Origin of the sequence: Brevibacillus sp. DP1.3A, from assembly GCF_013284245.2 — a bacterium.
Classification (GTDB): Bacteria; Bacillota; Bacilli; order Brevibacillales; family Brevibacillaceae; genus Brevibacillus.
In genome coordinates, this window is record NZ_CP085876.1 from 1624753 (window position 1) to 1637940 (window position 13188).

Here is a 13188-nt window from a genome sequence, read left to right on the forward strand (position 1 = left end):
AAAACACAGAAAACGCGTAGCAGGAATATTCGGATAGATTCGAGAAGTACAATTGTCGAGATAATAGGAAAGAGAGAAACGAAGGAGTGGTTCACATGACTTTGCCTGTAAGTGAAAGAATCATTGGATTTGTAGGAACGGGTGTCATGGGGAAAAGCATGGCAAACCATTTTCTGCAAGCAGGATATACAGTGCTGGTGTACACGCGTACAAAGGAAAAAGCGGCAGATTTGCTGGCAGCAGGTGCGATTTGGAAGGAACATGTCAGTGAGCTGGCAAAAGAGGCAAACGTGATCATCACAATGGTCGGCTACCCATCTGATGTCGAGGAAGTGTATCTCGGCGCGGACGGAATTGTGGCAAATGCGAAGCCAGGCACTTATTTGATCGATATGACGACATCGAAGCCGTCGCTGGCGAAACATATTTATGAGGAAGCCAAAAAGCACGAGCTGCATTCCCTTGATGCGCCTGTCTCCGGTGGAGATGTGGGGGCACGCGAAGCTCGACTGACTATCATGGTTGGTGGCGATCAGGAAGTATTTGATGCGATGGAGCCAGTGTTTACGATCATGGGGACAAACGTCGTCTTGCAGGGTGGACCAGGTGCAGGTCAGCATACCAAAATGTGCAACCAAATTTGTATTGCCACGAACATGATCGGTGTGTGTGAAGCGATTGCATATGCGAAAAAAGCAGGTCTGGACCCAGAGAAAGTGCTGACGAGCATTGCAGCGGGTGCCGCAGGCAGCTGGTCGCTGTCGAATCTGGCACCGCGCATGATCGCGGGCAACTTCGCACCAGGCTTTTACGTCAAACATTTTATCAAGGACATGGGAATCGCATTGGAAGCAGCGGAGGAAATGGGGCTAATGACACCAGGACTCGCGCTCTCCAAATCGCTCTATGAAGAACTGGCAGCAAACGGCGAGGCAGATAGCGGTACGCAAGCTTTGATCAAATGGTTTGAAGGCAAGTAGAAGTAAAAAGGAGCCCTTTTCACGAAGGGCTCCTTCTCTTTGTCCATCCGTCACGTGTTGACTTGTACATCTCGTACATCTTTTGGGACGGATCTATTTTTGGTAGGGGGTTGTTCCATTTTCTTCACTTCTAAGATGTCTAGCAAGAAAACAAAGGACGGAATCCCGACAATCAGTCCCCATACTCCAAAGAAATGCTCGGAAAAGATCAGAACGACAAACGTGTAGAAAATCGGCAAGTGAGTCTTCGTTGCCATCAAGCGAGGATTCAACACATATGCCTCAAGCGCGTGAATCACCATGATAAAAACGAGCAAATAAACAACGGTTGCGATACCACCGACGCTAAAAGCGATGGCACTGAGCGGAATCAATGAAATGGCGACACCTGCAACGGGAATGAGCCCCAGTATGAAGACCATGATGGCGAGTCCCAATAGATTCGGAAAGCCCATGATCCATAGACCGATAACGGTGAAGGTCGTATTGAATAAGGCGATCAACAGCTGTGTTTCGATTACTTTACCAAAGGTCAGGATGAATTTTTGGCTGAAGTAGGCGATTTCGTTGTACAGCCAGGATAATTTGCTCGTGCGAAATTGAGCCGTAAACGTAACGACATTGTCTTTACCGAGCAGGAAAAACAGACTCAGAATAATCGCTAGAAAGACATTGAACCCAACGTTTCTGACCACTGCGAGAAAATCAAGGCTGCCTTGAACGATGCCCTTCATATCTAGCTTCCCTACAACAGACATAAGATAGGGGGCAAACTCATTGTGCTGATTTTGGTGGTACACTTGCTCGATGACATGGAACAATTGTCCGGTTTGGTGAATAAGCGCCGGAATGGCTTTCATCCCACCGACAACGAGAAAGAACGTCAGTAACATATAGAGAAAAATGAGAATCAGCTTGGGATGGATCGGCACGACTTTGTGTATAAGACGTGTGAGGTATTGATGCAGCCGATTCATTAAATAGGTAACTAAAAAGGTTAGCAAAACCATGTTCAGCATACTTCCCAAGGAGTAAAGCAACAAACAAAATAACGCCAAAATCCCAAATCGTCTTACATCCGGCTTTTGCAAGGCGGCAGCAAAGAAATTCATGGGAACATCCTTTCCAAGTGCTCTTATAAGCACTCCCATCCGTATACGATGATTATACTGTGTCGGTGTGAACAATTATAGCACGCTTAAAAGCGAGTGGAGGGAAAGAAAAGGTTCCAGTTGTTTGAAAAAGTGCAACGAAACTATTTCACCCCACGAAGCGTCAAAAGAAGGGAATGTTTGCCAAGGGAGGCTAATTACCAATGAACATAAAAACGAAGACCATCAGTCTGGTTACCGCTGCCGTACTCGGGGCAAGTGCGTGGACTTCTTCTGTCCATGCGGCTACGTTTTCGCAGATTCAGCCGTATGTTACAGACTACAAGATCGGTTTTACGGACGGTAGCAAGCTGGTCACACAGGCTATTTATGATGAATTTCAACTAGCTACTACTGGCATGATCGTAACAAAAAGCGGTAAAAAAGGAATTCTCGACGCACGGACGGGGAAAGAAATAACTCCTGCGATCTGGGATAACGTCGACATTCCCGATTCCCAAAATATCGCCATTGTCCAAAAAGGCGGCTGGTTCCAATATATCGATTTGAAGACAAACAAGCTGTCGACCATGAAGTTTGCAGGGGCGCATTCGTATGATTTGTCCAAAGAGCAGGGAACGGCGATCATGCTGCTGGGAAAATCATCTATGCTGCTCCATTCGAATGGAAAGGTCCTGATTCCGCCATTTGCAGGCAAGCTCGCGATGGTTCCATTAGTTGCTCCTGATCAGACGGAAAATAGAGACGCGGAGAAAAAGCGTTATTTTGTCGCAACCACGCCGAAAGAGCTCATCATGTACGATCCTGTTTCTGGGAAAAAGTTGTTTACGCTCGCAAAAGCAGAGCTGATTCCAAATGAAGGCGGTCCAGACACCGCGTATCTCAAGGTGCGATCCGGTGGAAAAGAAGGCTTGATTGATCGCAACGGAAAGTACTTTCTCGAGCCCAAATACAACGCGATTTATATTTGGAATAATGGATACTTTCAGGTGATCGGATCCAAGGGACAAGGGCTGTGGAAAGACGGACGGATGCTGGCAGAGCCCATTTACAAAGAAGTCGGGTTCGAGCATAACAATCTGGATGTGTATTACACGGTTTCTGGAGATGTCATCACGTATCATTCCAGGTCCAAAGGTACGTCACATCCATTGAAAAAAGGTGCCGAGTTTTTGCATGGTAGCTATGTGCTGGGACAGGACCCGAAAACGAATCTGTACGGCGTCCTCCAAGTCGGGGGAGAGACGGTCATCCCATTTGCGTATCCGCGGGCAGAAGGTCCGCCAGCGGCACGCTTGCTCGTCCGTAGCGACGGGAAAAAAGCAATCCTCCCTGGCTGGGGAAAAGAAGTCAAGGAGCCTGATTTTTGGTTCGACTCGTATGTGACATTGGGCAGCTACAGCATGCTTAGCATCAAGGACGGAAACAAAATCGGGCTTTATTCTGAAGATGAAGGCTTGCTCCTGTCTCCTGTTGCGAATCGAATCATTCGCCACGAGGAAGTAACGGGCGAGGTGCTGGTGACGGAGCCGGATGGAAAGGTGCTGCGATACAGCATCGGAGGGAAACAAATAGAAGCTGTCAATCCAAATCCGTTGTCCGATGATTTGACGACCATGTATCAGCCGGGAAAAGGCGTTATGATCGTGGACCGCAAGACGAACCAACCAATCAGCAAGCTCTACCAATCTGTCTACATGGATTCCGATAGCAAGCTGATCGTTGCAATGGATCAAGATTGGACGGATCTTTATACGCCAGAGGGCAAGCTGTTGACAACGGAGACCCAGGTCGCGTTGTGGAAGTCAGGCAACGACGGACCGCCTCTCAACTTGATCAAAGTGGCTGACTCCGTATACACCACGAGTGTGAGATCGGGGGCTGCCGGTATGGCGATGATCAAGGCTGATGGCGGGCATCTTCAAGTCGTAAGCGATTATATTTATCGCGATGTAACGGAAAGAATGCTGCAGGATCACAAGATCGTGATAGCCGCACGTGAAGACGGCACCATGGATATATGGTCACCAGAAGGAAATCAGCTCGTAAATAAGCTCACAGGCGTGACAAATTGTCTGTCCGATGGCGATTTCGATAAGCTATTCGTTCAAACGAGTACCGGATGGGATGTATACTCATCAGAGCTACTGCGCTTGAGTACGGGGGATTATCAGTCTTTGAAGTTTTTGATTGCAGCAAATCGAAAGCAGAGTGCCATCGTTTATGAGGATAAAAAGACGGGATTGCGCGGACTTCTGTCTATGGATGGCAAGGTGCTGACAAGTGCCAAGTTCGAGACGATTATGCCGGTTGAACAGGTATTCCTGCAATTGTGGAACCCTGCTGGTAGTCAGTCTCCTTATGTGTTCACGACAAAAGACCAGTTCGGCTATTTAGATCAGGGTGGGCAAGAGCTGTTTGCGACTCGATTCCTGACGAAAAAACCAGTGGTCTCCTATCGTCCGATAACATTCGATTCTTTTTCTGCTTACTCAGATTTGATGCGAAAAAGTCCACTTGAGTTAATTGATTTCGACAAACCGTATAGCTGGCCATCTGGTGGAAACAGTGAGAGCAAGTTTTTTACCAATCTGGCGCTTTATTTGAATTTGCCGAAGGATGTAGGCAAGCAGGCAGTAGTCACTGAGCTGGTGTCCACGGGAGTCATCAAGGCCGATGAGAAACGTACTGTCATGAGTGACGAAGATATGTTCCGAGTGGCTTATTTCATGGCGACAGGAAAAACAAGTCAAGCGATGACGACGCCACAGGTGATGGAATGGGCACTGAAGCGGGGAATTGTACCGGAGAGAGGCGGAATGAGCTATTACATGACGATGGATTTGTACACGGAGTATCAGCACATCTTGATGACAGAGCTCATGCGTTCCCTGAAAGGAAAGAAAGTGCTCAAGCCAAAGGTATTAACGGTGGCTACGCTCAGTCCAGTACAACAGCAAATGCTCACTACAGCACTTGTCATTAACGGAAAGCCAGTAGATCAACTATCAATCCCGCTCCCACAAGCTGAGTGGCAAAAAGCCATTCAAGGCTTGGTCAACCAGTACAACAAGCAAGCGGCTAAATTGCTTGCGGCCTATGAAGCGAAGCTGTGAGCAGATAAACGTACAGGCGCGGATGTTCATCCTGCGCCTTTTTTTGTGCTATTAAAAAAATGGCCAATATTTTACAATTAACACATAGAAGGCAGCGTGAACGCAAGCCGAGACCGCCAAGGAGACAATGAACGAAACAAACGAAATCTGATCGAGCTTGTAAGCGACAAAGAAAAATATCGTAAAGGCAATAAAGGCGATAAAGGTACCTTCTTCTAGATAAGCAACAGTCATATGAAAATTCCACCTCGATTCAAGAAAGGATACGTACTCATGATGATTACTATCGAAAAATTAAGCATACAAGATGCAGCCAGCCTATTTCAATTTGAAGTGCGCAATCGCACCTTTTTTGAAAAATCGGTTCCCAGTCGGGGAGAAGCTTACTACCAATATGACCATTTTTTACGAGGTCTGCAAGCCTTGCTCGACGAGCAGGCGCAAGGAATCTCGTTTTTTGGCCTCATCAAAAACAGCCAAGGTGACATCTTGGGAAGAATGAATTTGGTAGACATCGAGAAAGACGAAGGAATCGGACATCTCGGCTATCGAGTCGGGGAAGATACCGCTGGTAAAGGCGTAGCTTCGCAGGCACTGAAGGTCTTTTTAGAGGGGCATATTCCCCACTTGAATGTCAGAATGATCTGTGCGAAAACAACACCGGATAACATCTCCTCGCAAAAAGTGTTGTTGAAAAATGGATTCGAGCACTATGGCATGGGGTCGGAAATACCGGATGACTTTCTCCACTATCGCTTGTGCGTTGTCTAAAAAGCTGCTGGCTGAAGGTATGAAGCTACAGCAAAAAGTCCCCTACCTGTAAAAGGTAAGGGGACTTTTTGGCGTTACGGGGTGTTCAATAACGGCTCCCAGGGACGTCTCGTTCCGAGCATATCCGCGAGATGCTTGTTATCCTTGCGACGTATTTTACGTGCCGCAGCTCGCTCGTCAGCACCATTGTGCAGGAATACTTCCTCTTCCGTCTCCGGCACGATCTTGGGCACAGGGGTAGGCCGCCCATCCTCGCCAATCGCTACAAACGAGAGAAATGATGTGGCACAAACGCATCGCACGCCCGTTAGCAAATCCTCCGCAACAATTTTGACAAAAACCTCCATCGACGTGTTATGCGTCCATGTGACGAACGCTTCTAGCGCAACCTCATTGTCCACCCGGATCGGCTGCAAAAAGTCGACGGAATCTGTGGAGGCGGTCACGACTGGCCCACGGGCATGCTTCATGGCAGAGATCGCAGCAACATCGTCGATATGCGCCATCAGCCTGCCGCCGAACAGCGTATTGTGATTGTTCGTATCCGGGGGCAGCACATGGCTTGCTTTGAACGTGCGCGACTCCCGAACAAAACGTTGAATCGTCATAAAGGTAGCTCCCTTCTTTCTTGCAAGCGGATTATGAATGATGACAATCTTCTCTCCTTTTCATTGTTCCACAAAAAAATGGATCTATTCCTCTTCGGTGGAGTAAGACGACGAATTTTATCAAAGGCTATGGACGGGATAAGGTATGCGAGAGGAGGTTTTTCGGTTTGGGGGACTATGTGCAATATTTCAATAATCTTATTGCCTCGATTAATGATATTCCAAACAAGCTGATGAGCGTTTTATCCGTTATTCATGCACCCATTCAGCATTTGACGAACACATTGATTGTCACAAACATCCTGTTGGGTCTACTTGTACTGACCTCCATTGCGAATGTGTTTATGCTTTGGCGAAACGGCAAAAAGAGACATTAATGCTGTTGCCACGTATGTCATTTGCCGCTATACTTGTGGAGTAGTTTATGGATAATAATGTAACGGTTGTTGCTACGACCGTCTCTATATCGAAATTGTATGCGCGTAAAAACAGCGGAAAGGAGGGTGTCCACATGAAAAAAAGATCATTAATGTCTTTGCCAAAAGGAATTGGATACTCCACCGCTGTTTTCTTTGATCTGGCTAAATCACGGGAGAAGTATGTCCAAAAACGGATATAGCGACCATCCTTTGATGTAGTGGGACTCATCAGGATACAGTGGAAAAACGCCACAGGTCGCTTCCTGTGGTTTTCTTTTTTGAGCACCGCAGGATGTCCTGTGGTGTTTTTTTATTTCGAAAAAGGGAGATGGATTGTATGCAAGGAAACGGAGAGAACATTTGCGTAAGACTGGTACAGGAATCGGATGCACAGAGCCTCTTGGCGCTTGAAGTGAGAAACAGAGACTTCTTTCAAAACTTCACAGGGACGAGAGAAGAGGCGTTTTACACGCTGGAAGGACAAATCGACAGGATCAAGAGCTCGATGGCTTTAAAAGAAGAAGACAGAGGGTACGTCTTTGTCATTGCGAAAAAAGGACAGGATGAAATCATTGGGGAAGTCATCCTTTCAGAGGTCGTAAGAGAGAATCTGCAAAGCTGCTGGATCGGCTACTTCCTGGATAAAGAGCATAATGGAAAAGGCTACATGACCGAAGCCGTAAAGCTCGTCGTTGACTATGCCTTCGAGACATTAGGTCTTCACCGTTTGGAAGCAGGCGTGATGCCGCATAATATAGGCTCGATCAAGGTGCTGCTAAAAGCTGGTTTCCACAAGGAAGGGATTGCCAAGAAAAACGTGAAAATCAATGGTCGGTGGGAAGATCATCAAACACTGGCGATTGTGAAAGAAGAACAAACCGATCAAGTGAAGCCCAAGGTTCAGCGCAAAAATCCTAGTACAGTTGCTCCGCCTATGGGACCCTATACACATCTCACGGTCGTTCCAAAAGGAGCCGATTTGCTCGTGCTTTCTGGACAAGTAGGAATGTACCTTCACGGAGAGTTGCCGACAGATATGAAAGAACAAGTAGAAAACACGCTACAGAACATACTGCGTAATTTTGAAAGTGAGTCAGTAACTGCGGACCATATCATCAAAATCAATATTTGGGCAACCGAGGAAATGGATTGGAAGCATTTTAATCAGGTGTGGGAGAAGTTCCACGGGGGGACACCGCCAGCAATGACCATGTCTTACGTACCAGCATTGGCAGTCCCTTCGCTCAAAGTGGAGATAGAAGCTTGGGCAGCGAAATGGTAGGAAGGAAATAGAGTCGAAAGAAAAAGGGTGAAGCTTTTCGCTTCATCCTTTTTTCTGTAACTTTTTTCTAGCAAATACGTCACTATTTTCAGGAGATAGAATGATCGTGACGATATTGCTGTTTTGAGAGCAAAAGATGTCAAAACATGAAGGAATATGCGGACGAATCGAGAAGTTCTTTCTATTAGCTGGATTTTCCAAAAATACGAAAAAAACAGAGGGGAACGAGGAACTTGCTTTTACGAGTAAATATCAGCTTGCTAGCTGTTTTCTTCTTGATTTTGCTGATGCCTCTGTCCATTGCGCGAGCGGCCACCCATGTAGACGTGGCGGTCGATCAGTTAAATATTCGAAGCGAGCCAGGTACGACTACCCAGATCGTCGCAACACTCAAAAAAGCGACGCGGTTGCCAATCACCAAGCAGCAAAAAGATTGGACTCAGGTAAAGCTGCCGAACGGCAATACCGGATGGGTCAATAATAAGTATGTGAAGATGATAGAAGTTCCACAGATCAAATATGTCAAAAGTAATGTGGACATGCTGAATGTTCGGGCAGAACCAAATGCCACTGCACAAATTTTGCAGATCATCGACAAAAACGGTGTGTTTTTGCAAATGAGAAAGCAAGGGGAATGGGCACAAATTAAGCTGTCTGATCAAAAGAACGGCTGGGTGAAAGCTAGTTTCTTGATGGAGACAACGGCCCCCGCACCAAAACCAGCCCAGGTACCAGCACAAATCCCAGACCCGACAACAATTCCAGCACCACCCCCGCCCCCTCATGTACTCCCATCCAATACAGGGAGTGAATTCGGGCAAGGGACAATCGTATTAACCGAAGGCTATGAAGTTTATGCACAGCCAGATATTCTTGGTACCGTCATTGGTGAAATCCATGGCGGGATGACAATCAATCATTACGGATATGCAAATGGTTGGTACACCATTAACTTTAACGGGACCTATGCCTATATCTTCAAACCAATGGAACAGACTGGGACGGCTCCGCCACTGCTTGGTTCAACACCGGGGGCACCAGCGACTTTGCCAACAACAACGCCTCCCTCTAATCAAGGACTACAGATTCGCGTCAAAAATCCTGATTCTAACATCCGCAACGGTCCCACAACCGATCATGATATAATCGGAACTGTTCAACCCGGACAAGTATTCCCGGTTGTGCAAACAGTAGGAGACTGGTACCTCATCAGGCTGGCAGACAATTCGACCGCCTACATCGCGGGGTGGATCGTAGAGAAGATTCAACCAGCTGGTACTCTGCCACCGACAGGAGCAACGTACGAGTACAACAGTGGGATGATTGGAAACGAGAAAGTGTATATCTATCACACCCATAATCGTGAGTCTTGGCGAAATGTTGCACGGAACCAACAAGGGAGCTCGGTAGATGATCCTGAGATCAACATCACGCTTGTTGGGAAGCGGCTGGGCGAGCTGTTGCAAACAAGAGGCATTTCGGCAATGGCGAGCCAGGACGATTTCGCTCAGAGATTGAGGGAACAAAATAAAGCCTACTCGATGTCTTATTCCGAGTCGTACAAGGCGGTAGCGGCAGCGGCTGCAACCAGTCCGCACTTGCAGTACATTTTCGATATTCATCGGGACAGTGATGAGCCACGCAGCAAGGTAGCGATCACGATCAATGGCAAAACCTATTCCCGGATGCTGTTTGTAATCGGAACAGCGAATCCGAACCATCTGGCGAACAAAAAGCTGGCGGAAGAGCTGCACGCCCGTCTGGAAGCCTCTTATCCCGGTTTGTCGCGGGGGATTATCCTGAAAGGTTCAAATCAAGGGAACGGGGTGTACAATCAGTCCATTTCCGAGGGAGCCCTGCTTTTGGAATTCGGTGGTACGAACAACACCTTGGAAGAAGGCTATAATACAGCAGAAGCCTTTGCCGATGTCTTTGGGAATTACCTGATCGAATCTCAAATCGCCTTCAATTAAAAGTAGCACGATTCTTTTCGCCACACGCGAGAGAATCGTGTTTTTTTCCAGGAGGATCATTTATGGCTACACATCAAGAACACATACAATCAACTGACGATAAAAGTCGCCGTCATCTTCAAGGTGACTGTGAAAGCTGCTTTGGCTTGTGCTGTGTGGCATTGCCTTTTGCTGCTTCCTCTGACTTTGCCATCAATAAAGACGCAGGCAAGTCCTGTAGTAATTTACAGGCAGACTTCCGGTGTGGTGTTCACACAAAGCTGAGAGGGATAGGCTTTCGCGGTTGTACTGTCTACGATTGTTTTGGAGCTGGTCAAAAGGTGTCTCAAGTCACTTATGGCGGCCAAGATTGGCGTGCAGTACCTGGAACAGCGAAGCAAATGTACGAAGTATTTCCGATCATGTGGCAGCTTCATGAGCTGCTCTGGTATATAACGGAGGCGTTAACCAAGCAAGCTGCCCAGTCCCTCCATCCTGCATTGAAGGAAGCGTTGGAGGAGACACAGCGCCTGACGGTTCACAGTCCTGAGGATATCCTGAAGCTGGACATCACTCTTCATCGAGCAAAAGTGAACGAGCTATTGTTGCAGACAAGTGAATGGGTACGTAAGGACGCGGTTGCCAAGTACAAAGGGGGCAAGCAAGGAAAAGCCTATGGACGAGGCGCTGATCTCATCGGTGCCAAGCTCAAAGGTGCTGATTTACGAGGAGCTCAATTGCGCGGAGCTTATTTGATTGCTGCTGATTTGAGAGGAGCAGATTTGCGGGGAGCTGACCTCATTGGTGCAGATTTTCGCGATACAGATGTGAGCGGAGCGAATTTGACGGAGACGTTGTTTCTCACGCAGGTTCAGCTCAACGCGGCGAAGGGCGATGCAACCACCAAGCTACCACCTTCGTTCACGCGTCCACTGCACTGGGCTAAATAAATGAACCAGAAGCAGGATGTCATTCGTTGACAGCCTGCTTTTTTTCAGTCATTTGTTTACCTCCAAGACCAGCTGCATTTTTACGCGCCACATGTTCTTTAAAAATGGTTGTTAATACAATTCTACTTTTTCCGTATTAACTATCGTGAGGCCCACAAACCAGACAAATTGCGCAATTTGTTCATGATAACAAGAAGGGAGGGGAAGTAGTTGGAGATTGCCCAAGTAAACACAGGCATCTGCCAAAACGAAGAAAACGCTAGACACGCAGAAAACATGTCGACCGAAACGTTTGCCGAAATTTATGGTGCGTACTATAAGCGCGTCTATAAATATATTTGCTATCGGATCAACAATCACTACGCAGCAGAAGAAATATGTAGCCATGTGTTTGAAATGGTGATTTCAAAATATAGCAGCTTTTCACCGGATAAATCAAACTTTGAAGTCTGGCTGTTTGCGATCGCCCGAAACGCAGTGGCAGATTACTTCCGCTCACAGAAAAAAAGAATCAGCTTTTCATTGGATTCGATTCTGAATCTGGTCTTGCCGAAGTCGTCACCGGAGGATATCGTGATCCGCGACGACAATCATCAAGCCTTATTTCAAGCACTGGCGAAGCTGAGTGACAAGGAACGCAATATCATCGCCATGAAATATGCGGCTGGTCTTAAAAACGCAGAAATCGCAGAACTTCTTGGTGTCAGTGGTTCAAATATTGGCGTCGTGCTCTACAGATGCTTGAAAAAGCTGCAGATGGAATTGCAAAAAGGAGGCTTCCGTTATGAAGAGTAAGCATGATCTAGACGATTTTCGTGAACTCACCGACTTGCTTACTGATCTGGAATTAGATGACGCCACTCCAAAAGTCAACATATACAATCGGCTGAAATTCAAATTGGAATCAGGAAACATACAACTACATGAAAAGGACGGGATTTATATGAAAATGAATAAATGGAAAGCTGCCACAGTTAGTGCTGTTGCTGTTGTTTGCCTTTTAGGTGCATTCTCGACTACGTCGTTTGCCCAAGGAATGCTTCAGACGATCTTGGCACGCTTTCAGGTCGGGAACATGGAAATTACCCAATATGATAAAGAACTGCCTGCTACACAGTCCAATACCCAAGAAATCGAGATACCTATAGAACGCAAGGCCCCTCCTCAGATGACAGTGGAAGAAGCACGCGCAGCTAGCAAAATGGATTTTCCCGCACCGACATGGTTGTCAGAGCATTATTCCTATGTAAACACGGTCGTTCAAGGCGAGCGTATGGTAGAAGTTCAGTATAAAAAAGAGAAAGAGTTTATTTCCTTGTTGATTTCAAACGGTGGCGAAAACGGCATCAGCACGACAGAGGGTGTCAAGATCGAAACCATTGGCGGGAAAAAGGTACATTTCGCCAACGGAATCGTGATTTGGGAGCATGAAGGATTCACGTACGAGTTGTACCAGATGGCAGAGAAGAGCTTTGATGCTGCGACTATCGGCAACATCATCGATTCCTTGTCAACGAAATCCGCCAAAAAATAAGCGGTTGTTACTTCACCACGTACCCAGGCAGGACCGACTTCGATTGCTTTTCGAGGTCGGTGATCGCCTGGGGCTTTGTTGACTGAATAGGGGAAAGATGGGCCCGTAAAAGGGTCCATTTTTTTTACGGCCATAATCGTCTATGAATTTCAATATGAATGAATAGATTACATTTTAAGTGAAATAAGTAAAGAAGCATAAGTCTACCCCAAATGATAGGATAATCCTAAACAGTCACAGAGTGTTAAAAATCATGTAACGAATCGGACACCCTCTAGGGTCAAAAGTCCTGCTACAATTATACATGACCGGAAATATACAGGGTAAAACAAAACAAAGAACTCTCTCACGAAGATGAATGCGAAAAGGGGGTTACAAGAGAGAGAATCAATTGTGAATTTTTTCACATATATTTGTGATTTTTTTCACAAAGTCGCCATAAATGCTGGTTTCCCCACTGGTAT

12 protein-coding genes are annotated in these 13188 nt (G+C 46.7%); 9 read left to right on the top strand and 3 right to left on the bottom strand.

Going from position 1 to position 13188, the window contains the following annotated elements; genetic code table 11:
* Positions 1–95 precede the first annotated feature (95 nt).
* Positions 96–980, top strand: coding sequence for an NAD(P)-dependent oxidoreductase (locus HP399_RS07585; protein ID WP_173620508.1), 885 nt, complete (start codon positions 96–98; stop codon positions 978–980).
* Between the two features lie 50 nt (positions 981–1030).
* Here the strand turns inward: HP399_RS07585 and HP399_RS07590 are convergent, their stop codons facing one another.
* Positions 1031–2092, bottom strand: coding sequence for an AI-2E family transporter (locus HP399_RS07590; protein ID WP_173620507.1), 1062 nt, complete (start codon positions 2090–2092; stop codon positions 1031–1033).
* 203 nt (positions 2093–2295) lie between these two features.
* Between HP399_RS07590 and HP399_RS07595 the strand changes: the two genes are divergently transcribed.
* Positions 2296–5208, top strand: coding sequence for a WG repeat-containing protein (locus HP399_RS07595; protein WP_173620506.1), 2913 nt, complete (start codon positions 2296–2298; stop codon positions 5206–5208).
* 51 nt (positions 5209–5259) lie between these two features.
* On the opposite strand, the gene HP399_RS07600 is transcribed toward HP399_RS07595, so the two are convergent.
* Positions 5260–5442 (bottom strand): hypothetical protein, encoded by a 183-nt coding sequence (locus tag HP399_RS07600; RefSeq protein WP_173620505.1) that lies wholly within the window; start codon positions 5440–5442, stop codon positions 5260–5262.
* A gap of 39 nt (positions 5443–5481) precedes the next feature.
* Here HP399_RS07600 and HP399_RS07605 point away from each other — a divergent pair, with 39 nt between their 5' ends.
* Positions 5482–5979 carry a GNAT family N-acetyltransferase gene (locus HP399_RS07605; protein ID WP_173620504.1) on the top strand — a complete coding sequence of 166 codons (498 nt, stop codon included), beginning with the start codon at positions 5482–5484 and terminating at the stop codon, positions 5977–5979.
* Between the two features lie 74 nt (positions 5980–6053).
* Here HP399_RS07605 and HP399_RS07610 read toward each other — a convergent pair whose 3' ends face one another.
* Positions 6054–6587: an acyl-CoA thioesterase gene (locus HP399_RS07610; protein ID WP_007729671.1), complete on the bottom strand. Its 534-nt coding sequence runs from the start codon at positions 6585–6587 to the stop codon at positions 6054–6056.
* 167 nt (positions 6588–6754) lie between these two features.
* Between HP399_RS07610 and HP399_RS07615 the strand changes: the two genes are divergently transcribed.
* The 6 genes from HP399_RS07615 to HP399_RS07640 all read left to right on the top strand — a co-directional run bounded on the left by HP399_RS07615 (position 6755) and on the right by HP399_RS07640 (position 12724).
* Complete coding sequence (locus tag HP399_RS07615; protein WP_056491323.1) at positions 6755–6964, top strand: hypothetical protein; 210 nt, start codon at positions 6755–6757, stop codon at positions 6962–6964.
* A gap of 379 nt (positions 6965–7343) precedes the next feature.
* Entirely contained in the window at positions 7344–8288 is a 945-nt protein-coding gene (locus HP399_RS07620; protein WP_173620503.1) for a GNAT family N-acetyltransferase, read from the top strand.
* Between the two features lie 233 nt (positions 8289–8521).
* Positions 8522–10261, top strand: coding sequence for a stage II sporulation protein P (spoIIP, locus tag HP399_RS07625; RefSeq protein WP_173620502.1), 1740 nt, complete (start codon positions 8522–8524; stop codon positions 10259–10261).
* A 62-nt stretch (positions 10262–10323) separates the two neighbouring features.
* On the top strand, positions 10324–11190 hold the full coding sequence (locus HP399_RS07630) for a pentapeptide repeat-containing protein (protein ID WP_173620501.1): 867 nt from the start codon (positions 10324–10326) through the stop codon (positions 11188–11190).
* A gap of 210 nt (positions 11191–11400) precedes the next feature.
* Positions 11401–11985 carry a sigma-70 family RNA polymerase sigma factor gene (locus tag HP399_RS07635; protein ID WP_173620500.1) on the top strand — a complete coding sequence of 195 codons (585 nt, stop codon included), beginning with the start codon at positions 11401–11403 and terminating at the stop codon, positions 11983–11985.
* A complete protein-coding gene (locus HP399_RS07640) occupies positions 11975–12724 on the top strand; it encodes a hypothetical protein (protein ID WP_173620499.1) in 750 nt (249 codons plus the stop codon). Before HP399_RS07635 ends, HP399_RS07640 begins: the two co-directional genes overlap by 11 nt.
* Positions 12725–13188 lie beyond the last annotated feature (464 nt).